At 70.9% G+C, this 20753-nt stretch carries 28 protein-coding genes; 15 read left to right on the forward strand and 13 right to left on the reverse strand.

Annotated features, from left to right (window positions below):
- Positions 1 to 117: 117 nt before the first annotated feature.
- From NE358_RS06505 to NE358_RS06515, 3 genes are read right to left on the reverse strand one after another with little or no spacing between them, the layout of a single operon-like run.
- Positions 118 to 705 (reverse strand): DUF2238 domain-containing protein, encoded by a 588-nt coding sequence (locus tag NE358_RS06505; RefSeq protein ID WP_103210793.1) that lies wholly within the window; start codon positions 703 to 705, stop codon positions 118 to 120.
- Positions 702 to 1535, reverse strand: a complete 834-nt coding sequence (locus NE358_RS06510; RefSeq protein ID WP_289942415.1) for an endonuclease/exonuclease/phosphatase family protein — start codon at positions 1533 to 1535, stop codon at positions 702 to 704. Before NE358_RS06510 ends, NE358_RS06505 begins: the two co-directional genes overlap by 4 nt.
- Positions 1532 to 2281, reverse strand: coding sequence for a glycosyltransferase family 2 protein (locus NE358_RS06515; RefSeq protein WP_289942416.1), 750 nt, complete (start codon positions 2279 to 2281; stop codon positions 1532 to 1534). Before NE358_RS06515 ends, NE358_RS06510 begins: the two co-directional genes overlap by 4 nt.
- A 111-nt stretch (positions 2282 to 2392) precedes the next feature.
- Here NE358_RS06515 and NE358_RS06520 point away from each other — a divergent pair, with 111 nt between their 5' ends.
- From NE358_RS06520 to NE358_RS06530, 3 genes are read left to right on the forward strand one after another with little or no spacing between them, the layout of a single operon-like run.
- On the forward strand, positions 2393 to 3130 hold the full coding sequence (locus tag NE358_RS06520) for a sulfurtransferase (protein ID WP_103210799.1): 738 nt from the start codon (positions 2393 to 2395) through the stop codon (positions 3128 to 3130).
- 1 nt (position 3131) lies between these two features.
- Positions 3132 to 4085 carry a dipeptidase gene (locus NE358_RS06525; RefSeq protein ID WP_289942417.1) on the forward strand — a complete coding sequence of 318 codons (954 nt, stop codon included), beginning with the start codon at positions 3132 to 3134 and terminating at the stop codon, positions 4083 to 4085.
- Entirely contained in the window at positions 4082 to 4585 is a 504-nt protein-coding gene (locus NE358_RS06530) for a GNAT family N-acetyltransferase (RefSeq protein ID WP_289942418.1), read from the forward strand. Before NE358_RS06525 ends, NE358_RS06530 begins: the two co-directional genes overlap by 4 nt.
- A 14-nt stretch (positions 4586 to 4599) precedes the next feature.
- On the opposite strand, the gene NE358_RS06535 is transcribed toward NE358_RS06530, so the two are convergent.
- From NE358_RS06535 to NE358_RS06545, 3 genes are read right to left on the reverse strand one after another with little or no spacing between them, the layout of a single operon-like run.
- On the reverse strand, positions 4600 to 5010 hold the full coding sequence (locus NE358_RS06535; RefSeq protein WP_353853278.1) for a VOC family protein: 411 nt from the start codon (positions 5008 to 5010) through the stop codon (positions 4600 to 4602).
- A gap of 24 nt (positions 5011 to 5034) precedes the next feature.
- Positions 5035 to 6270, reverse strand: coding sequence for an NAD(P)/FAD-dependent oxidoreductase (locus tag NE358_RS06540; protein WP_289942419.1), 1236 nt, complete (start codon positions 6268 to 6270; stop codon positions 5035 to 5037).
- 49 nt (positions 6271 to 6319) lie between these two features.
- The gene (locus tag NE358_RS06545) at positions 6320 to 6670 is read right to left on the reverse strand and encodes an ArsR/SmtB family transcription factor (RefSeq protein WP_103210871.1); all 351 of its coding nucleotides are present in this window, start codon (positions 6668 to 6670) and stop codon (positions 6320 to 6322) included.
- A 100-nt stretch (positions 6671 to 6770) separates the two neighbouring features.
- On the opposite strand from NE358_RS06545, the gene NE358_RS06550 reads away from it, so the two are divergent.
- The 3 genes from NE358_RS06550 to NE358_RS06560 are packed head-to-tail and all read left to right on the forward strand — an operon-like array spanning position 6771 to position 8964.
- Entirely contained in the window at positions 6771 to 7178 is a 408-nt protein-coding gene (locus NE358_RS06550; RefSeq protein WP_103210809.1) for an arsenate reductase ArsC, read from the forward strand.
- Positions 7175 to 8470 (forward strand): FAD-dependent oxidoreductase, encoded by a 1296-nt coding sequence (locus tag NE358_RS06555; RefSeq protein WP_289942420.1) that lies wholly within the window; start codon positions 7175 to 7177, stop codon positions 8468 to 8470. The genes NE358_RS06550 and NE358_RS06555 overlap by 4 nt, the downstream gene beginning before the upstream one ends.
- Positions 8467 to 8964, forward strand: coding sequence for a GNAT family N-acetyltransferase (locus NE358_RS06560; RefSeq protein WP_103210813.1), 498 nt, complete (start codon positions 8467 to 8469; stop codon positions 8962 to 8964). The genes NE358_RS06555 and NE358_RS06560 overlap by 4 nt, the downstream gene beginning before the upstream one ends.
- A gap of 47 nt (positions 8965 to 9011) precedes the next feature.
- Here the strand turns inward: NE358_RS06560 and msrA are convergent, their stop codons facing one another.
- Positions 9012 to 9566 (reverse strand): peptide-methionine (S)-S-oxide reductase MsrA, encoded by a 555-nt coding sequence (gene msrA, locus NE358_RS06565; protein ID WP_289942421.1) that lies wholly within the window; start codon positions 9564 to 9566, stop codon positions 9012 to 9014.
- 38 nt (positions 9567 to 9604) lie between these two features.
- The gene (gene msrB / locus NE358_RS06570; protein ID WP_103210816.1) at positions 9605 to 10063 is read right to left on the reverse strand and encodes a peptide-methionine (R)-S-oxide reductase MsrB; all 459 of its coding nucleotides are present in this window, start codon (positions 10061 to 10063) and stop codon (positions 9605 to 9607) included.
- 187 nt (positions 10064 to 10250) lie between these two features.
- Between msrB and NE358_RS06575 the strand changes: the two genes are divergently transcribed.
- Together NE358_RS06575 and NE358_RS06580 are read left to right on the forward strand one after the other, a co-directional pair.
- Entirely contained in the window at positions 10251 to 11078 is an 828-nt protein-coding gene (locus tag NE358_RS06575) for an SDR family NAD(P)-dependent oxidoreductase (RefSeq protein WP_103210817.1), read from the forward strand.
- A gap of 103 nt (positions 11079 to 11181) precedes the next feature.
- A complete protein-coding gene (locus NE358_RS06580; protein ID WP_103210818.1) occupies positions 11182 to 11895 on the forward strand; it encodes a TetR/AcrR family transcriptional regulator in 714 nt (237 codons plus the stop codon).
- 15 nt (positions 11896 to 11910) lie between these two features.
- On the opposite strand, the gene NE358_RS06585 is transcribed toward NE358_RS06580, so the two are convergent.
- Positions 11911 to 12267, reverse strand: coding sequence for a hypothetical protein (locus NE358_RS06585; RefSeq protein ID WP_289942422.1), 357 nt, complete (start codon positions 12265 to 12267; stop codon positions 11911 to 11913).
- Positions 12254 to 12658 carry a hypothetical protein gene (locus tag NE358_RS06590; RefSeq protein ID WP_103210820.1) on the reverse strand — a complete coding sequence of 135 codons (405 nt, stop codon included), beginning with the start codon at positions 12656 to 12658 and terminating at the stop codon, positions 12254 to 12256. Before NE358_RS06590 ends, NE358_RS06585 begins: the two co-directional genes overlap by 14 nt.
- 162 nt (positions 12659 to 12820) lie before the next feature.
- Between NE358_RS06590 and NE358_RS06595 the strand changes: the two genes are divergently transcribed.
- From NE358_RS06595 to NE358_RS06615, 5 genes are all read left to right on the forward strand, one after another.
- The gene (locus NE358_RS06595; protein WP_103210821.1) at positions 12821 to 13516 is read left to right on the forward strand and encodes a helix-turn-helix transcriptional regulator; all 696 of its coding nucleotides are present in this window, start codon (positions 12821 to 12823) and stop codon (positions 13514 to 13516) included.
- Positions 13517 to 13608: 92 nt separating this feature from the next.
- Positions 13609 to 13983, forward strand: coding sequence for a VOC family protein (locus NE358_RS06600; protein WP_116238293.1), 375 nt, complete (start codon positions 13609 to 13611; stop codon positions 13981 to 13983).
- A gap of 104 nt (positions 13984 to 14087) precedes the next feature.
- The gene (locus tag NE358_RS06605) at positions 14088 to 15518 is read left to right on the forward strand and encodes a ferredoxin reductase family protein (RefSeq protein WP_289942423.1); all 1431 of its coding nucleotides are present in this window, start codon (positions 14088 to 14090) and stop codon (positions 15516 to 15518) included.
- 10 nt (positions 15519 to 15528) lie between these two features.
- Positions 15529 to 16050 (forward strand): FMN-binding protein, encoded by a 522-nt coding sequence (locus tag NE358_RS06610; protein WP_116238292.1) that lies wholly within the window; start codon positions 15529 to 15531, stop codon positions 16048 to 16050.
- Complete coding sequence (locus NE358_RS06615) at positions 16047 to 16832, forward strand: FAD:protein FMN transferase (RefSeq protein ID WP_116238291.1); 786 nt, start codon at positions 16047 to 16049, stop codon at positions 16830 to 16832. The genes NE358_RS06610 and NE358_RS06615 overlap by 4 nt, the downstream gene beginning before the upstream one ends.
- A 9-nt stretch (positions 16833 to 16841) precedes the next feature.
- On the opposite strand, the gene NE358_RS06620 is transcribed toward NE358_RS06615, so the two are convergent.
- From NE358_RS06620 to NE358_RS06630, 3 genes are read right to left on the reverse strand one after another with little or no spacing between them, the layout of a single operon-like run.
- Positions 16842 to 17810, reverse strand: coding sequence for a sensor histidine kinase (locus NE358_RS06620; protein WP_289942424.1), 969 nt, complete (start codon positions 17808 to 17810; stop codon positions 16842 to 16844).
- Positions 17807 to 18484 carry a response regulator transcription factor gene (locus NE358_RS06625; RefSeq protein WP_116238289.1) on the reverse strand — a complete coding sequence of 226 codons (678 nt, stop codon included), beginning with the start codon at positions 18482 to 18484 and terminating at the stop codon, positions 17807 to 17809. The genes NE358_RS06620 and NE358_RS06625 overlap by 4 nt, the downstream gene beginning before the upstream one ends.
- Positions 18481 to 18792, reverse strand: a complete 312-nt coding sequence (locus tag NE358_RS06630; protein WP_289942425.1) for a hypothetical protein — start codon at positions 18790 to 18792, stop codon at positions 18481 to 18483. Before NE358_RS06630 ends, NE358_RS06625 begins: the two co-directional genes overlap by 4 nt.
- Before the next feature lie 165 nt (positions 18793 to 18957).
- Here NE358_RS06630 and NE358_RS06635 point away from each other — a divergent pair, with 165 nt between their 5' ends.
- Positions 18958 to 19926 carry an intradiol ring-cleavage dioxygenase gene (locus tag NE358_RS06635; protein ID WP_289942426.1) on the forward strand — a complete coding sequence of 323 codons (969 nt, stop codon included), beginning with the start codon at positions 18958 to 18960 and terminating at the stop codon, positions 19924 to 19926.
- Between the two features lie 144 nt (positions 19927 to 20070).
- Positions 20071 to 20733, forward strand: a complete 663-nt coding sequence (locus NE358_RS06640) for a G5 domain-containing protein (RefSeq protein WP_246077961.1) — start codon at positions 20071 to 20073, stop codon at positions 20731 to 20733.
- Positions 20734 to 20753: the final 20 nt, after the last annotated feature.

Here is a 20753-nt window from a genome sequence, read left to right on the forward strand (position 1 = left end):
TGTCGCCGGTCGCTGTCCGTGCCGCTGGACGAGCGAGACGCCGCCTTCTTCCGGGGGAGAGGGCGCGAGTCGGCATCGATGCGTCAGCGAGATGCCGTCACCCGTCCGAGTGGGTGGCTACAGTGCGGCGCGGTCCGCGCGAGTCAGAGAGAACCGGGATGCCAAGACCCCGGCGATCAGCGCGCCCGCGCCGCCGGCCAGCATGTCGCCGATCGTGTCGTCGTACGTGACGAAGATCGCGTCGGTGATGAAGCGGTATCCGAACCACTCGATCATCTCCCAGATGGCGCTCAGCGCGAGGCCGGCGATCGTCGCGACGACGATGGGCGTGCGGCGGCGGCCCGTCGCTTCGATGACGCGCGCGTCAGCGAGGATGACGAGAGCCACCGCGGCGAGAACGCCGGTGCAGGCGAGGTGCACCACGAGGTCCCACCCCGTCCACGCGCGGTACAGGTCGACGACATTGCTCCCCGCGGCCACGAACACCGTGACGCAGGTGACGAGGTCGAGGCCCGGGCGCAGACCGGCCATGCGTGACAACATCACGGCGGGTAACGACATCGACAGCACGGCGACGTCGGTGAACGGCAGGGTGAACAGCGATACGATCACGACGACGATCGCCACGGCTCGCACGGCGTCGGCCAGCCAGGCCGTCGCGCTGCGCGGCGGGCGCTTCAGGTTCGCGTACATCGCGCCGATCACGGCGACACCGGGGGATGGATACGCACCACCGCCTGTACCGGAAGGTGGTCGCTCGGCCACTGCGTGCCGGTCGGGCGCGGATCGATGCCGACCGCGCGAACGCCCACATCGGGGGTCGCGAGCAGGGCGTCGATACGCCGAGCGCCGACCTTGGGCGCCGCGTAGTTGTTGAAGGTTCCCCACTCGGCGGTGCGACGGGCGGGGGCGTACGACCACGTGTCCACGAGCAGACCATCGGCGAACATGTCCTCGAGCTCGCTCGAGCGCACGTGGGCGTTCACATCGGCGGTGAACAGCAGCGGGACCTCGCGGCGCGCCACGAGATCGTGCAGCCACGTCGCCGACCGCCGCCGCGCGCGGCGCGAGAACGCGTCGAAATGCGTGTTCACGAAGGTGAACCGGGCATCGGTGGCCCGGTCGCGCAGCTGCGCGATGACCGCGATGCGCGGGATCGTGTTCCCCCAGCCGGTCGAAGCGGGCACGTCCGGGGTGTCGGACAGGGCGACCTGCTCCCAGTCCTCGACCTCGATGCGCTCGCGGTCGTAGAAGAGCGGGGTGCCCTCGCCGTCGCGTCGAGGTCCGCGACCGAGACCGATGCGCCCGTACGCGGAGCCGAGCGAGGCCTGCACCCACTGCGCCTGATCGGGCATGGCTTCCTGCGTCCCCAACAGGTGCGGCGTGTTGGCGCTCAGGAAGGTGCGCAGCCGCTCCTTGCGCATCGGCCACCGGTCAGCGGGCGGCCAGGTGATCCGGTCGAAGCGGCGCCGGATGTTGAAACTCATCACGTGCAGTTCGGGCGGCTCGACGTTCGGGAACAGGATGCCGGTCACGAGCGCGCTCGCCGTCCGAGTCGCACCCATCGTGCCGGGGGGATGTCGGCGGGCCAGTGCGCGAACACCGTGCCCGCACCGCGACGGAAGCACCGCGCGAACCGACGCGGCTCGACCGTGCGCGAGGAGACGCGCATGTGTGCTCCCGACACCCGCGCGATGCGGTGCCGCCGACCCAGGTGATACGCGAGGTCGAGGTCGTCGTGAAGCTCGGGGTCGAGGTGCACCTCGCCGCGTACGTCCTCCCACGCGCGACGGCGGAACGCCATGTTCGACCCCCACAGCGGCGTGTGGCCGAGGGCCGGGGTCGCGAACGTCGCGTACGTGCCGAGAAACAGCCTCGCCATCGCCGCACGCCGCCGTGCGGGACCGTCGTGGAACACGGCGCCTCCGGTCACGGCATCCACCGTCGGGTCCTCTAGCGCCGCGACCATGCTCTCGACCCACGTCGGGGCGGGAATGCTGTCGGCGTCCAGACGGAGAACGAGGTCTCCGTGCGCGGCGTCGTACCCGGTCGCGGCCGCGGCGGGAATGCCGCGCTCGCCGCAGAACACCACGCGGGCGCCCGCGGCCCGGGCGATCGCGGCGCTGTCGTCGGTCGAGTCGTTGTCGACGACGACGATCTCGGTCGGGGCGAGCGTCTGCCCGGCGAGCGCGCGCAGGCAGCGCCAGAGGTGCGCGCCGTCGTCACGGCAGGGGATGACGACGGACACGGTGACGGCCGGCGCGACGGGGCCTTGGGGCACGCTTCCTCCCGGGGACGAGTGCTTCCACGCTAGGCGATGGGCGAGGGGCGTTTCCCGGCTTGACGCCTGCGTCGTCGGCCGACAGGGTGCTCCTTTCGTATCGTGGATGCCATGGCATCCGTCTTCAACGTCTCGGCGTACCTGTTCACGCGCATCGACGACCCCGCGTCCGTGCGCGCGGTCCTTCTCGAGCGTGCGGGCGCGGCGGGTCTGCGCGGGACGATCCTGTTGGCGGAGGAGGGCATCAACCTGTTCCTCGCCGGAGAGGAGAACGCCCTGCGCGGCTTCCTCGGCGACCTGCGCTCCGACGCCCGCTTCGCGGCGCTCACCGCCACGGAGAGCTGGTCGGACGAGGTGCCTTTCGGCAAGCTCCTCGTCAAGGTCAAGCGCGAGATCATCCGTATGGACCGCCCCGAGGTGCGCCCGCAGGACGGTCGTGCGCCCGCCGTCACCCCCGACACCCTGCGCCGCTGGCTCGACCGCGGCGCGGACGACGAGGGCCGCGAGGTCGTGCTCGTCGATACGCGCAACGCGTTCGAGGTCGACTACGGCACGTTCGCCGGCGCGAAAGACTGGCGCATCGACCGCTTCACCCAGTTCCCGGATGCCGCGGACTCCCACCGCGACGAGCTCGAGGGCAAGACCGTGGTGAGTTTCTGCACCGGTGGCATCCGCTGCGAGAAGGCCGCCCTGCATCTGCGCGCGGAGGGGCTCGAGGCCTACCAGCTCGAGGGCGGCATCCTGGGGTGGTTCGAGGCGCAGGGCGCCGCTCACTGGAACGGCGACTGTTTCGTCTTCGACGAGCGCGAGGCCCTCGACCCCTCGCTCTCTGTCCGGGTCGTGTCCTGACGTGCTCTGGGATCAGCATGCCTGCGTCGAGCTCGTCGAGTCCGCCGACCTCGGCGACCTGCGGCGGTATCGCGGGGCCGGGGGCGGCTACGTCTCGGTCAACGTCGGCTACGCACCCCATGCGCCCGAGCTCACGGCATCCCTCCTCCGTTCCTTCCGCGCCCAGGTGGACGCGGTCGACGGGCTGGAGCTGGCCGCCACGGTGGCGGACATCGACCGGATCTCGGCGCGTGGCGACACCGCCGTGGCCTTCGACCTCGAAGACAGCGGGCCGCTCGGCGGAGATCTGGATGCCGTGGCCACCCTCGTCGCGCAGGGGGTGCGCACCCTCGGCCCGACCTACAACCACGCCAACCGCGCCGGCGGCGGGTGCCTCGACGCGGCCGACGACGGACTCACCGCGTGGGGCCGCGCCCTCGTCGCCGAGATGAACACGTGCGGCATGGTGCCCGACGGTTCGCACGTGGGCGCGCGGACGACGTTCGACATGTGCGCGGTGTCGACTCGGCCGGTGGTCTTCAGCCACTCGAACATGCGCTCGGTGTGGGAGCACCCCCGCAACATCACCGACGACCAAGCCCGCGCGGCGGCCGCGACCGGGGGAGTCGTCGGTATCACGGGCGTGGGCATCTTCCTCGGGCCGAACACCCCGACCCTCGAGGCGATGATCCGCCACCTCGAGCACGCCGTCGAGATCGTCGGTATCGAGCACGTGGGCGTCAGCACCGACTTCTCGTTCGACTGGGAGACTTTTCGCGACGAGATCGTGCGCATGCCCGAGCTGTACGACGCGAGTTACACCCGGTGGGGACCGATGGAGTGGATGCCGCCCGAGACCTTCGTGCTCCTGGGCTCAGCGCTCGCCGCGCGAGGATGGAACCACACCGACGTCGCCGCCGTGCTCGGCGGGAACTTCCGCCGCGTGGCGGCCGAGAGCTGGGAGCCCCTGTCATGACCGACCTGAAAGACGGCGCCGTGCTGCGCCCCGCCCGTGCGGGAGACGAAGAGGGAATCCTCGCGTGCATCCAGGCGCTCGCCGACTACGAACGCGAACCGGATGCCGTGGACAACACCGTCGCGATGCTCACCGAGACGCTGTTCGGCGACGACTCGCGCGCGTTCGCCTTCGTGGTCGATGGCCCGGAGGGCGGCATCCGGGCGATCGCGATCTGGTTCCTCACGTACTCGACCTGGACCGGACGCCACGGCATCTGGCTCGAAGACCTCTACGTGCACGAGCGGTACCGCGCCAACGGCTACGGCGTGGCCCTGTTGGCCGCGCTCGCGGCAGAGTGCCTCGACAGGGGCTACTCGCGCCTGGAGTGGACGGTGCTCGACTGGAACGAGCCCGCGATCGGCTTCTACCGCGCGCTCGGCGCCGAGGCGATGGACGAGTGGACGACCCGTCGTGTGACCGGCGACGCGCTGACTGCGCTGGCGGCGCGGGGCCGGTAGCGTTCGCGGCGCGCTCAGACCGCGACGATCTCGACCTTGAAGCCGGCGGCGTTCTCGAGCCATCCGGCATAGTGCTGCGCACCGCCGGCGTGCGGGTACCGCTCGGCATACAGGGGCCGCCAACCGTGCGCTGCAGCCTCCGCCATCAGCGTGTCGACTTCGGCCGAGGTCCCACCCGTGAAGGCGAGGTGGTTCAGACCGGGACGCCGCCGGTCGTGTGGGAAATTCGCGGTGTTCGGGGTCGTCGTGACGGTGATGTAGACGGCGCCGGCGGCGAATGTCGCGCCACCCGTCCACGAGGCGTCCGAGTTCCATCCGAGCCGCGCGAACAGCCACGACCAATCGTCGAGCTCGTCCGCGTGGGCGATCCAGACGTCGAGGGGTGCAGACCGGGCATGCCTCCAGTGTGCCGTGGCTGCGCGCATTCCGTGCCGGGTGCGAGCCCCGGCTCAGCCCCCGAGGTCGGCCAGGACGGCCTCGGCGGCACGCTGCCCCGACACGAGCGCTCCCTGGATCGACGCGGTGTCGCGATGGTCCCCCGCGACGTAGCGACCGTCGTCGAGCCGCACGGGGCGGCGCAGGCGCAAAGGCGGATCCTGCACGGGGAGCGCGTGGGTGATGTCGTCGCGTCGCAGCAGACGCCACGGCCGGGTGTCGGCCTCCCAGACGTCGCCGAGCTGACGCCGCACCTCGTGCTCGGTGGCGGCGGACGGCATGACGCACGTGGCTTGGACGAGGTGCTGCCCGCGTGGGGCGTACGTGGGCGCGGTGTTCGTCATGACCGCGGTGTTGACGATCGGCCCGCGGCGACGGCCGTCGACCCGCAGCGCGGCATCGCCCGATGGGGCCTCTTCGGCGGCGAACCACCAGGTCTGAAGGCCCCGCGTGGGAGGGTGCGGGGCGTCGAGGGCGTGGTCCAGGCCGCTCGCGAGCACGAGGGTGTGGGCGGTCACGGCATCCCGACCCTCCACCCCGATGTGCCAGCCGCGCGCGCGCCGCCGGGTCGACACGACGCGGTGCGAGAGGCGGATGCCGACACCCGCACGTCGCGCGGTGTCGGCGAGCTGCGCGGGGAGGGCGCCGATCCCCGCGGCGGGAACGCCCGGACGCCCGAGCGCGAAGCTGCGGATCAGCAGGCGCACGAAGGCGTCGGACGTCCGCTGGCGGTCGTCGGCGATCACCCCGGCGAGGAACGGCTCGAGCACCGCTTCGCGGAGGGGGCCGCGCAGGCCGGCCCGGTCCCAGCCCTCGTCGAGCGATACATCGCGGCCCTTCTTGGCGGCCCGTGCCGACAGCAGCGTGGGGCCCACCCATCGCGCAAGGGCGGCGACATCGGCGGGGCGAACGAGTCCGCTGCGCAGTGTCTCGGGGAATGCGGACGGGTGACGCAGCGGGTGCGCCAGTCGAGCGATCCGGTCATCGAGCCGTACGCCGACGGCGACCGGGAACCGCCGCAGGGCGAGGGCGTCGATGTCCACCCAGCGCCGCACGGCCGGGTAGGCCGGATTGAGCACGTGAAACCCGAGGTCGAGGCGGAAACCGTCCACGATGTCGGTGCGTTCACGCCCGCCCACCGCGGTGTTCGCCTCGAGGATCACGACGTCGCGCCCGGCCTCGGCCAGCCGGGTCGCGGCGCGCAGCCCCGCGAGACCGGCTCCCACCACGATGACGTCGTAGTCGTTCATGGGGCGAGCCTAAGGAGGGTCGAGCCGGGCGGACCGGGGGTTGCGAACGTCAGCGACGGGGCGCGATTGCCGCAGCGACGCTGTCGAGAGCGCCCGGCACGAGCGAGAAGTACGCCCACGTGCCGCGCTTCTCGCGGGTCAGGATGCCGGCATCCACCAGCACCTTCGTGTGGTGCGAGACCGTGGGCTGCGAGAGGCCCAGGGGCTCCTGCAGGTCGCACGCGCAGGTGGCGCCGGCGTCGTGCGCGGCGATGATCGACACGATCCGCAGGCGAGCCGGATCGGCGAGCGCTTTGAGTGTCTTCGCCAGGGTCTCCGCTTCGGCGGGGGCCATCGCGGCATCGCCCGATGAGACGCAGCAGGGGGCGTCGAGCAGGGGCAAAGCGATACCGGGGGTCATGGCATCCATCATCGCTGGCTCATCGATGAACGTCAATATTGACGAACGTCGATGTACTGCGTCATGCTGTTCCCGTTCGTCCCGACTCGAAGGAAACGTCATGTCCGACACCGCCACGATCCTCTTCGTCTGCGTGCACAACGCCGGCCGCTCGCAGATGGCCGCGGGCTACGCCCGCACCCTGGGCGGCGACCGCGTGCGCGTGCTCTCGGGTGGCAGCGCTCCCGGCGACGCTCTCAACCCGATGGCGGTGGCCGCGATGGCCGAAGAGGGGATCGACATCAGCTCCGAGGTGCCGCAGCTGCTGCTCACCGACGACGTGCGTGCCTCCGACGCCGTCATCACGATGGGCTGCGGAGACGCGTGCCCGATCTTTCCCGGCAAGCGCTACGAGGACTGGGAGCTGACCGACCCGGCCGGCAAGGGTCTCGACGAGGTACGCCCCATCCGCGACGACATCAAGGCGCGGGTGACCACGCTGCTGCGCGAGCTCGGGGTCGACGCATGAGCCTGACCCTCACGGTCCCGCCGCGGCTCGAGGCCGATCGCCGCGCGGGTCTGCCCGTCGCGATCATCGGCGCCGGCCCCGTCGGCCTGGCTGCCGCCGCGCACCTCATCGAACGCGGGCTGCCGGTCGTGGTCTTCGAAGCGGGCGACACCGCCGGCGCGGCCGTTCGCGCGTGGGGGCACACCCGTCTCTTCTCGCCATGGCGCTACGTCGTCGACGCCGCCGCGCGTCGCCTGCTCGAGGCCGAGGGGTGGACCGCCCCGGATGCCGAGGGACTCCCCACCGGAGACGAGCTGGTCGACGGCTACCTCGAACCCCTCGCGCGCACCGCCGCCCTGGCATCCGTCATCCGGTACGGCACGCGCGTCGAGGCCGTGGCCCGCCAGGGCATGGACCGCACGCGGTCGGTGGGTCGGGCGGCCACTCCTTTCGTGCTGCGACTGCGCACGGCCGAGCAGACGACGGATGCCACGGCTCGCGCCGTCATCGACACCTCGGGCACCACGAGCTCGCCGCGGTCGCTGCTGTCGTCGGGTCTCGCGCACGACGACCTCGGTGATCGCGTGACGACGGCGCTCCCCGACGTGCGAGGACGCGACCGCGATCGTTTCGTCGGTCGTCGCGTGCTCGTCGTCGGTGCGGGGCACTCGGCGGCGAACACCCTGATCGCCCTCGCCGCTCTCGCCGAGGAGGATCCGGCGACGCGTGTGTCGTGGGCGGTGCGCAACGACGGCACCGCACGCCTGGCCGCCGACGCCGCCGACGACCTCGCCGCGCGCGGACGCCTCGGCACGGCGGTCCACGACCTGGTCGCCGACGGCCGGGTCGAGCAGGTCGTCTCGTTCGAGATCGACGACGTGTGCGTCGTCGACGACGGAGTGCGGGTGACGGGTCGACGGTCGGGGGAGCCGTTCGCCCTCGAGGTCGACGTGATCGTCAACGCGACCGGCTTTCGCCCCGATCTGTCGATGCTGCGCGAGATCCGCCTCGGTGTCGATGAGATCGTCGAGGCGCCGCGCGCGCTGGCCCCGCTGATCGATCCGAATCTGCACTCGTGTGGATCGGTACCGCCGCACGGCGTCGCCGAGCTCACGCATCCGGAGCCCGACTTCTACCTGGCCGGCATGAAGTCGTACGGTCGCGCGCCGACGTTCCTCCTGCTGACCGGGTACGAGCAGGTGCGGTCGATCGCTGCGGAACTCGCGGGCGACCGAGCTGCCGCGCGGCAGGTCGATCTCGTGCTGCCCGAGACGGGCGTCTGCACGACCGACGCGGGGTCCTGCTGCGCGTGAGCGCCTCGCTGCGCCCGCTCACCACGAGGGACTGGCCGGAGGTGCGCCGCATCTACGCCGAGGGCATCGCGACCGGCCACGCGACTTTCGAGACGGAGCCCCCGGCGACATGGGACGACTTCGATACCGGCAAGCTGGCCGCGCATCGCTTCGTCGCGGTCATCGACGGTCGCGTCGTCGGCTGGGCGGCCGTGTCGGCCGTGTCGTCGCGGTGCGTCTACCGCGGAGTCGTGGAGCATTCCGTCTATGTCGAGGCTGACGCTCGCGGACGGGGGATCGGTCACCTGCTGGTCGAGGCCGTCATCGCCTCGACGGAAGGCGACGGCGTCTGGACCATCCAGTCGTCGATCTTCGCCGACAACCACGCCTCACTCGCCCTGCATGCGCGCCACGGGTTCCGCACCGTCGGGTTTCGCGAGCGCATCGCCCGCGACGCCGGCGGCGTCTGGCGCGACACGGTCCTCATCGAGCGGCGCAGCCCCGTTGTCGGCTGATACGACGAGGGCCCGGATGCCGCGGCATCCGGGCCCTCGTCCTCGACTTACGCCGAGGCTTCCTCGCGCTTGGGCAGCACCCAGCCGGGGCGCACGAAGTGGCACGTGTACCCGTTCGGGATGCGGACCAGGTAGTCCTGGTGCTCGGGCTCGGCCTCCCAGAAGGGCGCCTCGGGCTCGATGGTCGTGACGACCTTGGCGGGCCAGATGCCCGACGCGTCGACGTCGGCGATCGTGTCGCGCGCCACCTTCTCCTGCTCGGGAGAGAGCGGGAAGATCGCCGAGCGGTAGCTCGTGCCGATGTCGTTGCCCTGACGGTTCAGGGTCGACGGGTCGTGGATCTGGAAGAAGAACGCCAGGATGTCGCGGTACGAGGTCTGCGTCGGGTCGAAGAGGATCTCGACGGCCTCTGCGTGACCGGGGTGGTTGCGGTAGGTCGCGTGATCGTTCTGACCGCCGGTGTAGCCGACGCGCGTGTCGAGCACACCGGGCTGGCGCCGGATGAGGTCTTCGACGCCCCAGAAGCATCCGCCCGCGAGGACGGCGGTCTCGGTGCCGGGGCGGCGGGTGATCTCGCCAGTGTCGGAAGGTCCGCTGGTCATGGTGGTGCTCCTTTTGCGGTTGCGGAAGGGGAAGAGGTTCATGAGGCCCGGCTCTCTCGGAACAGGGGGAGGTAGGCGCCGTAGCCCTGTGCCTCGAGCTCGCCGACGGGCACGAAGCGCATCGCCGCCGAGTTCATGCAGTATCTCAGTCCGCCGGCGTCCCGGGGGCCGTCGTCGAAGAGGTGTCCGAGATGGCTGTCGGCTCCGGATGAGCGCACCTCGGTGCGTGTCATCCAGAGCGAGCGGTCGGTCTTGTTCACGACGGCGGCGTCGTCGATCGGTTTGGTGAAGCTCGGCCACCCCGAGCCGCTCTCGAACTTGTCGGTCGAGGAGAACAGCGGCTGTCCCGACACGACATCGACGTAGATGCCGTCCTCGTGGTTGTCCCAGTACTCGTTGCGGAACGGCGGTTCGGTGGCGTCGTCCTGCGTGACGGCGAACTGGCGGTCGGTGAGGCGACTCAGCGCCTCCGACGTCTTCCGGTACTCCGTGCTCACGGTGCATATCCCTTCGTCGTGTCGCCCTGTGGCGGGCGTCACGGGTAAGAACGCGGGGCACGTCGGTTTTGGTCCCGTGGGGCTGGGAGCGGGCTGTGAGTTCTCCGCGACAGTGGATGCCGAGAGCAAGCCCCGGAGTTCTCATCGGTGCCCGCACTAGCGTGGCGACATCGACCAGGAGGTACGCATGACCCGCACGATCGTCATCACCGGAGCCAGCGACGGCATCGGCGCCGCAGCCGCGAAGCAGCTCACGCAGGTGGGCGAGGAGGTCGTGGTCGTCGGGCGCAATCCCGACAAGACCGCCCGCGTCGCGCGGTCGCTCGGGGTGGATTCCTTCGTCGCCGACTTCAGCGACCTGGCGCAGGTGCGGGAGCTCGCGGCATCCCTCCTCGAGAAATACCCTCGCATCGACGTGCTCGCCAACAACGCCGGCGGCGTCTTCGGCGAGCGCACCCTGACGAAGGACGGCTACGAGACGACGTTCCAGGTCAACCACCTCGCGCCATTCCTGCTCACCAACCTGTTGCGTGAGCGCCTCATCGAGTCGGACGCCTCGGTGATCCAGACCTCGAGCGCCGCGGCGAAACTCTTCCCCCGCTTCGACATCGACGACCTGCAGGGCGAGCGCCGCTACTCCTCGACCGCGGCGTACGGCAACGCGAAGCTCGCGAACGTGCTGTTCACCAAGGAACTCAACCGCCGGTTCGGCGACCAGGGTGTGTCGGCCGTGGCCTTTCACCCGGGGGTCATCGCCTCGAACTTCGGATCGTCGAGCGATGGACCGTGGAAGTTCCTCTACGGGGGCCCGCTCGCGAAGAGCCTCATGACCTCGACCGCGGTGGGCGGCGCACGTCTGACCTGGCTCGCGCTCGGCAAGCCCGGTGTCGACTGGACCCCCGGAGGCTTCTACTCGAACAACAAACCCGCCACGACCAGCCGCATCGCCGATGACCCCCTGGTCGCGCGGCAGCTATGGGAACGCAGCGCGGTGCTGGTCGGTCTCGACGACTGACTCCGACGACGGCGGGCTAGCGCACGCCTCGCTCGAGGGGCAAGCTACCTCCTCGGGGAGCCGATCTCGGCCACGATGGTGTTCTACGCACGGAGAGTGGGACATGGGCGAGAACATCGTGGACACCGAACGGACGAACACCCCTCGGCTCAGCCGGGACGCGATCCTCGATGTGGCCCTGTCGCTGATCGACGAGCGGGGTCTCAACGAGCTGTCGATGCGCCATCTCGGCAAAGCGCTCGGGGTCGAGGCCATGTCGCTGTACCGGTACGTGAACGGCCGGGAGGATCTCCTCGAGGGCGTCGTCGATCGGCTCATGGGGGGTCTCACCGACGCACTGCTCGTGGCGGAAGACAACGGGTGGCAGCGGTATCTCCAGGTCGTCGCCCACGAAGTCCGTCGCATCGCGATCGAACACCCGAAGGCGTTCCCCCTTGTCGCCACTCGTCACCCGGCGGCACCCTGGCTGCGCCCGCCGCTGCGGAGCGTGGAGGTGGTGGAGCATTTCCTCACTGCGATGATCGGTTTCGGCTTCGACGATGAGCGGGCGGTGAGGGCCTACCGCTCGTTCAGCAGCTTCCTGCTCGGAAACCTGCTCCTCGAAGCGGCCGTGCGCGGCGCCGAGACCGCGCCGGTCGAGGAACCTCTCAACGAGGGCGGAGCCGCGATCGGGCAGGGCGACGCCGAGAAGGAGCTCGCAGACACTCCTCACGTGCAGCGACTGCGCGGTCTTCTCAGCAGGGATCGCTCCGAGGACGAGTTCGAGGAATCGCTCGAGGCGCTTCTGGACCGACTGGACCGTGAGCTGTCCCAGTAGTGGCCGGCCCGCGCCTCATCCGCGGTGCCGATCGGGTGCGTCTTCGGGGTGGGCTGCTGGCCCGAGGAGAGCATTTAGGCGTGCGCGGAGGGCGGAGACGGCCTCCGTCCGACTGCGGCCCGTGTGCGCCTGCTCCGCGATCTCGATCGCGATCTCGGCCAACAGCGCCGTTCCCAAGAAGAGATCGGCCCCGCCGGCGATGCGCAGATCTTCGTCGGCCGCGTGTCTGACCCGCATGATCACGGCGGGGGACCCGAAGTTGCGCGCCACCTCGGCCCTCTTCTCGGCGCTGACCTCCCAGAACGGGCGTTCCATGGCGGCGCAACGGTCGAGGATGTTCGACAGGAGTTCGTGCGCGTCATCCTGAGGCATCTTTCGCCCCTCCCGCCATGTGGCGTCCGCTTGCTCGGTCCCACTCCAGCGACTTCCACTGCAGGTAAGCGCAGAGGTTGCCGGCGACGACGAGGTCGGCCGCGAGCCCCGCCAGCGCGTAGGGCGACAGCATGACGTCGTCGTCCCCACCGGTGAGGGCGGCCTGCCAGACGGGATCGTCGTATCCGCGGGGTTCGAGCGAGACCCATCCGCCGCCGTGGATGAGCTCGACGACGACGAGGCCGGTGTCGCGTCCGTCCGCGTCCTCTTGCTCCGCAACGCGGATCCGGCTGGCGATCGGGTGCCCGAGATCGACGAATTCCTGCACCCACTCCTGCAACTGCACACGAGAACGGCGCGGAGGCGAGTCTTCGATGCTCTCGTGTTCCACGGCATCAGCTTACGCTGTAAGTCGACTGGTCGGGCAATGTCCGATCCGCTCGTCCCCGCCCATCGAGACGGGTGACGGCATCCTTCCAGGCGTGATCTGCGCCAGTACCTCACTGAGGCGTCGCGGAGTGCTCCGGGCGACGAGGCGTCCGATGATGGGGGAGTGAACCGCACCGATCGTCTCTATGGCCTGGTGGAAGAACTGCGGGCCGTCTCGCCGCGACCGCGAAGTGCTCGTCGTCTCGCGGAACGGTTCGAGGTGTCGGTGCGCACCATCGAAAGGGATCTCTCGGCGCTACAGCAATCGGGTCTGCCGATCTGGGCGGAGCCCGGCCGCACCGGTGGGTATGTGATCGACGCGTCCGCCACGCTGGGCCCGGCCGGGTTCACGCTCGACGAGGCGCTCGCGGTACTGATCGGGCTCGGCACCCTCGGGCGCAGCCCGTTTCGGCTTTCCGCCCGCACGGCAGCCCTCAAGATGCTCGCGGTCATGCCGGAGGGCGAGGCGGCGCGCGCCAGCGCCCTCGCCTCACGCGTTCACCTTCTCGAGGGTGAGGACGAGGTCGTCGCCCCGCCCGAGTTCGCTGCAGCCCTGCGCGCCGACCGCGTCGTGCGCTTGCGCTACCAAGATGCCGGCGGCACCGAGTCCGTTCGAGAGGTCGAGCCCCTCGGGTCCATCGGCAAAGACGGGCAGTGGTACCTCATCGCGTGGTGTCGACTGCGCGACGGGGTCCGAGCCTTCCGGGGAGATCGGATGCTGGCGATCGAGGTGACCGAGGAGCGACCCCCGCAGCGCGCACTGCGTGCCGCCGACCTCGCGATCCCGTACGGACGATTGCGGTCGGTGATCGAGGACTGAACGGAAAGGACTTCGCGAAACACCGACAGGACGGTGTCGCGCTCCCCGGTGAGGCTGGAGCTTCCCTCCACCGACCTCACCGAAGGAATCCCATGTCGTTCGCCTCCGTCCGCATCGTCACCGATCACCTCGACGCGCTCGTCGCGTTCTACGAGCGGGTCACCGGTCAGCGGGCCGAGCGGCCCGCCCCCGTCTTCGCGCAATTCAGCGGCCCCGGCGCGACCCTCGCGATCGCCAGCACCGCCACGGTCGCGATGCTCGACGGAGCCCTCGTGCCCGCCGCGAACCGGTCCGTGTTCATCGAGTTCGAGGTCGCCGACGTCGACGCCGCGTTCGCCGCGCTTCAGGCGCCTGGTGGAGACGTCGTCCTCGAACCGACCACCATGCCGTGGGGCAATCGGTCGGCCCTGATGCACGACCCCGACGGCAACGTCGTGAACCTCTTCAGCACGCCCGTCGCGAGGTAGCCGACTCGGCGCGGGCGAAGCCGTAACCTACGCAATTCCTATGCATCACCTCCGTGCGCCGCATTCTTGGAGCCGTCTGGGGAGCACGCGGGCACGCTGACCGCATGGCCACCGCACCCGCCCTCGCCGCCCCGCCCGTCGCCACCGTGCGCCGCGCTCGCCAGGTCTCGCGGAGCAGGCCGAATACCCGGCCGCTGTGGAACCTCGCCGCGATCGTCGTCATCTGGGCGACGAGTCTCGTCGTCGTGGCCGTCTGGGTCGCGGGTGGCGAGGTGCAGTCGCTGCTGGCCGGGGGAGTCGACTCGCTCAACTCCCTCGGTCGCGCCGCGGGCCTGGCATCCGCGAACCTGCTCTTCTACCAGGTGCTGCTCATGGCCCGCGTGCCGCTGTTCGAGCGCGGTTTCGGCCGCGACGGCATCACCCGCCTGCACCGCATCGTCGGCTTCTGGTCGTTTGCCCTCTTCACAGCGCACATCGGGCTGCAGATCCTCGGCTACGCCGTGCAGGCGGGTATCAACCCCCTCGAGCAGGCGTGGCAGTTCGTGTGGGAGTACCCGGGCATGCTGCTGGCGACCGCGGGGACCGCCCTGCTGCTGCTGGTCGTGGTCACCTCGGTGCGCAAGGCGCGCAAGCGTCTGCGGTACGAGTCGTGGCACCTGCTGCACCTGTACGGCTACCTCGGCGTCGGCCTCGCTATTCCGCACATGCTGTGGACGGGCGCCGACTTCACCGTCTCGCCCGCCGCCACCGTCTACTGGTGGGCGATGTGGGGCGTGACCGTGGCGACAGTCGTCGTCTTCCGCCTCGGGCTTCCGCTGGCGACGTCGCTGCGCCACGGCATCCGGGTCAGCGCCGTCGAACGCGACGGCCAGAGCGGCGTCTCGGTGCGCATGACCGGGCGCCGGATCGACGCCCTCAAGGCCCGAGGCGGACAGTTCTTCGTCTGGCGCTTCCTCGACGGGGCGGGCTGGACGCGCGGACACCCCTTCTCGCTCGCCACCGACCCGGCCGGCGGTGAGCTCGTCATCTCGGCCCGCCTCGTCGGCGACGGCACGCAGCGGCTCGCCGCGCTCCGCCCCGGCACGCGCGTGCTCATCGAGGGCCCCTACGGCACGATGACCGCCGACGAGCGCCGCGGCGGACACCTGCTCATGATCGGCGCGGGTGCGGGAGTCGCGCCGCTGGTCGCCATGCTCGAAGAGGCCGACTGGGCCCCGGGCGAGGCGACGCTCATCGTGCGCGACCACAGCGCCGCCGACGCCCTCCGCGCCGACGCGATCGATCACCTCGTGCGGGAGCGGGGCCTGCGCCACGCGCCGCTGCCCGGCCGTCGCGCCCTGACCACCTCGTCGTGGCTACCGACCTCGCACGCCCCGTGGGCCGGGGCCGACCTCATCCGCTACGTCTCGCCGCACCCCGCCGACACCGACGTGTTCCTCTGCGGACCCCAGCCGTGGATGGATGCCGTGCGCGCCGACCTGCGCCGCGCCGGGGTCCCCGCCGAGCGCGTCCACCTCGAAGCCTTCACCGTCTGAGGACAATCCGATGAAGAAGATCGTCTACGCCCTCATGGCGACCGTCACCGGCCTCGTGCTGCTGTTCAGCTACCGCACCTCGACGGTCCCCGAGTCGACGAGCGCGCTCGCCGACGCCCCCTCGTCGGGTGTCGCGACGGTGCCGAAGACCACGCCGAGTCCCTCGGCATCCACCTCCTCGGGTTCGAGCTCGACCTCGAGCGGCTCGACCTCCAGCGGATCGTCCAGCGTGCAGACCTCGTCGAGCGGCCTCACCGACGGCACCTACACCGGCCAGGCGGCGAACACCCGCTTCGGTCCCGTGCAGGTGCAGATCACCGTGTCGGGCGGCGCGATCACCGACGTGCAGGTGCCGCAGTACCCCTCCGAGAGCGGACGCGACCAGCAGATCAACTCCCGCGCCCTTCCCGTGCTGGTGAAAGAGACCGTGCAGGCGCAGAGCGCCGAGGTCGACATGGTCTCGGGTGCCACCTACACCAGCACCGGGTACCGCACCTCGCTGCAGTCCGCCCTCGACCGGGCCCGCGCATGACCGGCGGGTTCACGGTCGTCGAACCCGTGATGGGGACGGTCGCCTCGATCACCGTCATCGGCGAGCGCACGGCGCGGGTCGAGCGGGCAATCGCCGCGTGCGTGGCGCGCCTGCGCGACGACGAACGGGTGTTCTCGACCTACCGCGACGACTCCGACATCTCGCGGCTGCGCGACGACGGTCTCGAGCTCGGCGACGTCGATCCGCGGGTGGCCGAGGTCGCAGCGGACTGCCGCGACCTGCGCGAGCGCAGCGGCGGCCGCTTCGACGCGCACTGGCGCGGGTGGTTCGACCCGACCGGGTACGTGAAGGGATGGTCGACGGATGCCGCGACCCGAGCCTTCGACGAGCTTCTCGCCGACGGCGCGATCGAGGCGGTCGGCGTCAACGTGGGCGGCGACATGCGCCTGCGCACGGCCGCGACGAGCGAGCACGTCTGGCGCATCGGCATCGCGCACCCGACCCACGAGGGGGAGCTGCTGGCCACGGTCGAGGTCGTCGACGGGGCCGTGGCCACTTCGGGCACGTCCGAGCGCGGCGCGCACCTCGTCGATCCGCGCACGGGCGTACACCTCGCGGGTCCCGTGAGCGCGACGATCGTCGCCGACGACCTCACCACCGCCGACGCCTGGGCCACCGTGGCGGCCATCGCCGGGATCGACGACCTCGACTGGCTGCCGGTGGCCCCCGTGGCATCCGGGATCGTCTGGGAACACGGCCGCACGCGTCGCTTCGCCGGGCGGGTCGAGGTGTCGGCGTTCCACGACGCGCTCGTCGGCTGAGTCCGCTCGTCAGCTGGCGCGGGGGAGTCGCAGGGCGAACACCGTGCCCGTGGGAGAGGTGCGCTCCACCTCGATGCTGCCGCCGTAGCGGGTCGCCGCCTCGCGCACGAGCGCCAGCCCGAGCCCGAAGCCGCGGCGCCGGCCCGACTCCGCCCCGCGCGCGAAGCGTTCGAAGATGCGGGGCAGATCGTCGTCGCGGATGCCGCTTCCCCCGTCCTCCACGCGCACGACGACCTCGCGTTCGTCGGCGTCGGCGGTGATCGTGACCTCCGAGCCCGCGGGCGTGTGCCCGATGGCGTTGTCGAGCAGGGCGGTGCACATGCGCACGACGGTGACCGCCGGCATCGCGACCGTCGCGTTCGTCAGCGCGCCTGGACGCAGGTGCACGCCCGCGTCATCCGCGAGAGAGGCGAGGGCGTCGGTCGCCGCACGCACGCTGTCGTCGACCCGCGCGGTGCCCGTGTGCACCTCGCCCTCGGCGGTCAGCAGCATGTCGGCGAGCACGTCGTCCATGATCTGCGCGTCGCGCCGCAGCTGATCCAGCGGCTCGTCGGCGGGTTCTCCGCGGTGCAGGCGACGCTGCACGATCTGGATGCGGCTCGTCAGGGCGGTCAGGGGCGTGCGCAGCTCGTGGCTCGCGTCCGAGACGAACGCGCGCTGCCGGCGCAGGGCCTCATCGAGTGGTCGCACCGACCAGCGAGCCGCGGCCCAGCCGACGAGCCCGAGCACCACGACCCCGACGAGGCCCAGGCCGATGACCCACGGCAGCACGTCGTCGAGGTCGACGACGAAGCGATCGCCCGTCGGTGCGCCGCCCGGGCCGTGCCGACCGCTGCCCTCGGTGCGCGCCTGCGCCACCAGAACAGAGACGAGAACGCCGACCCCCACGGCGATCGCGACGGCCGACGCGCCCGCGACGAGCGTGCCCACCCGCAGGGCGGCCCGCCGGACGACCCGCCGGTCGTCGTCGGCGCTCACCGCTCGGCCCCCGCGCGATACCCGCGCCCGCGCACGGTCTCGACGAGGTCGGTCGCGGTCTTGCGGCGCAGGTAATGCACGTACGTGTCGACGGTGGTCACGGCATCCGGAGACGAGAACACCGCGCGGGCGATCTCCTCGCGAGAGTAGACGTGGTCGGGGCTCCGGGTGAGCAGCTCGAGCACGGCGTTCTCGGTCGAGGTGAGGGCGACGCGCTCGCCGGAGGGACCGTAGACCACGGCCGTGTCGGGGAGATAGGTCCAGTCCGAAACGTCCCGACGACGTCCCTCGGCCCGGTAGCCGCGCCGCAGCGCCCGCAGTCGGGCGAGCAACTCGTCGAAGTCGAACGGCTTGAGCAGATAGTCGTTCGCTCCGGCGTCGAGTCCCTCGACGCGATCGGCGACCGCCCCCAGCGCCGTCAGCAGCAGCACGGGGGTCGTGATGTGCGCGGTGCGCAGGTCGCGCACGATCTCGGCGCCGTCGCGGCCGGGAAGACGCCGGTCGAGCAGGATCACCTCGAAGCTGTCGCGCAGCGCCCGATCGCGGCCCGCGAGCCCGTCGGCCTCGTGCGCGACCTCGTAGGTCTCGCGGAGCACCTCGAGCGTCATCGCGGCGATCTCGGCGTCGTCCTCGACGTAGAGCAGTCGCGGCCGCGGTGCGGCGGCCTCGCTCACTGCACTCCCGCGCGCGGCGGGCTCACGTTCCAGCCGAAGCGCTCGAGGGCGTCGAGCAGGCGGCGGGCCTGCGCCCACGCCACCGCGCCCGAGACGTCGGAGTACACGTCAATCGCGAACGGCGGGGGATCGGCGAACTTGGGGATCTCGACCTCGGCCCACGCGTGCGGGGCGAGCCAGACGCGCGGGCTCATCGTGCCCGCACCGTCGACGCCTCCGTCGGCGGCGAAGGCGATCGCGTCGAGGGCGTCGATCTTGGTAATCGGCATGTTCACGACGAGGGTCACGGCGTGCAGCGTTCCGGTCATCGCGTACCTCCCTCGTTCATCCTGACACGCGCACCGGGGTCGGGGACGGTGAATACCGTGCGGATCCAGCGCGCATAGCCGGTCCATAGATTCGGTGAGGGAGGGGGCAGGGTCGCTGCGTCATCGTCGCTTCATCGACACCCGCAGCGACCAGTGGAGCAGACCATGAGCAGAATCCCCGACACCCAGATGACCCCCGACGGTCCCGCCTACGAAGGTCGCCTGCTCGACCGCGCCGACGAGCCCGTCGTCGATCAGGGCGCGCCCTTCGACATCCGCACGCTGGTTTCGCGGCGCGGCATCCTGGGCCTGGTCGTGCTGGGCGCGGGCACCGCCACGCTGGCCGCGTGCGCCCCGTCGGCCTCCGGCGCCGCCACGACGGCCGCGACGGCGACCTCGACAGCGACGCCCACGGCGAGCGCGACCCCCAGCGCCACCGCGACGAGTGCGGCCGCCGCTCTTCCTTCGGGCGAGATCCCCGACGAGACCGCCGGCCCCTACCCGGGCGACGGTTCGAACGGCCCCGACATCCTCGAACAGTCCGGAATCGTCCGCAGCGACCTGCGCTCGAGCCTCGACGGCGGAGCCACGGCCGCGGGCGTTCCCATGACCTTGAACCTCACGATCTTCGACACCGCCACCGGCGACGTGCCCCTCACGGGGGCCGCGGTGTACGTCTGGCACTGCGACGACCAGGGGCGCTACTCGATGTACTCCTCGGGGATCGAGAACGAGAGCTACCTCCGCGGCGTCCAGGTGGTCGGGAGTGACGGTGTCGTGTCGTTCACCTCGATCTTCCCCGGCTGCTACGACGGCCGGTGGCCGCACATTCACTTCGAGGTGTACCCGAACGTGGATGCCATCACCGACGCCTCGAACGCGATCGCCACCTCGCAGGTCGCCCTGCCGCAGGCCGCGTGCGACGTGGTCTACGCCGACGCGGCGTATCCCTCCTCGGCATCCAATCTGTCCCGGGTGTCGCTGGAGAGCGACAACGTCTTCGGCGACGACGGGGGAGCCCTGGAGCTCGCCACCGCGACCGGCGACAACTCCATTGGCTGGACGGTCGCCCTCGGCGTGCGCGTCGACACCACCACCACCCCGACCGCGGGCGCCATGCCCGGCGGCCGCTGATGTCAGGGAGCGCAGCGAAAACGACGCGAAGCGACGAGGTGAGCGAGGCGGCCGGGGTTGCGCTTGCGTCCGCGACCCCGATCTGGTCTGCTGAGCCGTGGCGACGCGAAGGGGCGTGGCTCCTGTTCTGGGGGGAACATCTCGATGACCGTTGTGAACGATCGCGCCGTGGCGCGCCCGCGCCTCACCCGATGGGGGCGGTCCGTCTCCATGCTGACAGCGGTGACGGCAGCGCTTCTGCTCGTCTCGGGGTGCTCGTCCTCGACCTCCGCTGCCGATCCGGCCGCCACCGACAACGCCCGTCGAGTGTCGGCACCCTCTCCGTCCGCGACGCCGTCACCGACACCCGTCGTCGTCGTTTCCGAGCAATCCGTCACCTCCGCGGTACCGTTCGAGCGGGCGACCGTGGATGACGCGACGATCCCGTCGGGGCAGTCGCGCATCTCGACGCCGGGCGTCGACGGTGAGAAGGTCTCGGTGTTCCGCGTCACGACGATCGACGGTGTGGAGTCCGAGCGGGTACTGATCAGCGAATCCGTCGGACGAGCGCCGGTCTCCGAGGTCACCTCACGAGGGACATTCGTCGCTCCGCCTCCTCCCGCTCCGGTCGAGAAGGCGTCGGGCGGCGGGGGCGGATGCGACCCGAACTACGCCGACGCGTGCGTGCCGATCGATTCCGATGTCGACTGCGCGGGCGGAAAGGGCAACGGCCCGTCCTACTTCGACGGCGTCGCCCGGGTCGTGGGTTCCGACATCTACAAGCTCGACGGCGATGGAGACGGCCTGGCCTGCAACGGCTCCCGCTGACGGCATCGCTCGACACGGCC

Source organism: Sphingomonas sp. G5 (assembly GCF_052660795.1).

Bases quoted from the DNA above. Each gene is read 5' to 3' on its own strand.
- NE358_RS06520 (WP_103210799.1), top strand. From the start codon at position 2,393: ATGGCATCCGTCTTCAACGTCTCGGCGTACCTGTTCACGCGCATCGAC.
- NE358_RS06530 (WP_289942418.1), top strand. From the start codon at position 4,082: ATGACCGACCTGAAAGACGGCGCCGTGCTGCGCCCCGCCCGTGCGGGA.
- NE358_RS06535 (WP_353853278.1), bottom strand. From the start codon at position 5,010: ATGCGCGCAGCCACGGCACACTGGAGGCATGCCCGGTCTGCACCCCTC.
- NE358_RS06540 (WP_289942419.1), bottom strand. From the start codon at position 6,270: ATGAACGACTACGACGTCATCGTGGTGGGAGCCGGTCTCGCGGGGCTG.
- NE358_RS06545 (WP_103210871.1), bottom strand. From the start codon at position 6,670: ATGACCCCCGGTATCGCTTTGCCCCTGCTCGACGCCCCCTGCTGCGTC.
- NE358_RS06550 (WP_103210809.1), top strand. From the start codon at position 6,771: ATGTCCGACACCGCCACGATCCTCTTCGTCTGCGTGCACAACGCCGGC.
- NE358_RS06555 (WP_289942420.1), top strand. From the start codon at position 7,175: ATGAGCCTGACCCTCACGGTCCCGCCGCGGCTCGAGGCCGATCGCCGC.
- msrA (WP_289942421.1), bottom strand. From the start codon at position 9,566: ATGACCAGCGGACCTTCCGACACTGGCGAGATCACCCGCCGCCCCGGC.
- NE358_RS06575 (WP_103210817.1), top strand. From the start codon at position 10,251: ATGACCCGCACGATCGTCATCACCGGAGCCAGCGACGGCATCGGCGCC.
- NE358_RS06580 (WP_103210818.1), top strand. From the start codon at position 11,182: ATGGGCGAGAACATCGTGGACACCGAACGGACGAACACCCCTCGGCTC.
- NE358_RS06585 (WP_289942422.1), bottom strand. From the start codon at position 12,267: ATGCCTCAGGATGACGCGCACGAACTCCTGTCGAACATCCTCGACCGT.
- NE358_RS06600 (WP_116238293.1), top strand. From the start codon at position 13,609: ATGTCGTTCGCCTCCGTCCGCATCGTCACCGATCACCTCGACGCGCTC.
- NE358_RS06605 (WP_289942423.1), top strand. From the start codon at position 14,088: ATGGCCACCGCACCCGCCCTCGCCGCCCCGCCCGTCGCCACCGTGCGC.
- NE358_RS06610 (WP_116238292.1), top strand. From the start codon at position 15,529: ATGAAGAAGATCGTCTACGCCCTCATGGCGACCGTCACCGGCCTCGTG.
- NE358_RS06615 (WP_116238291.1), top strand. From the start codon at position 16,047: ATGACCGGCGGGTTCACGGTCGTCGAACCCGTGATGGGGACGGTCGCC.
- NE358_RS06630 (WP_289942425.1), bottom strand. From the start codon at position 18,792: ATGACCGGAACGCTGCACGCCGTGACCCTCGTCGTGAACATGCCGATT.
- NE358_RS06635 (WP_289942426.1), top strand. From the start codon at position 18,958: ATGAGCAGAATCCCCGACACCCAGATGACCCCCGACGGTCCCGCCTAC.
- NE358_RS06640 (WP_246077961.1), top strand. From the start codon at position 20,071: ATGACCGTTGTGAACGATCGCGCCGTGGCGCGCCCGCGCCTCACCCGA.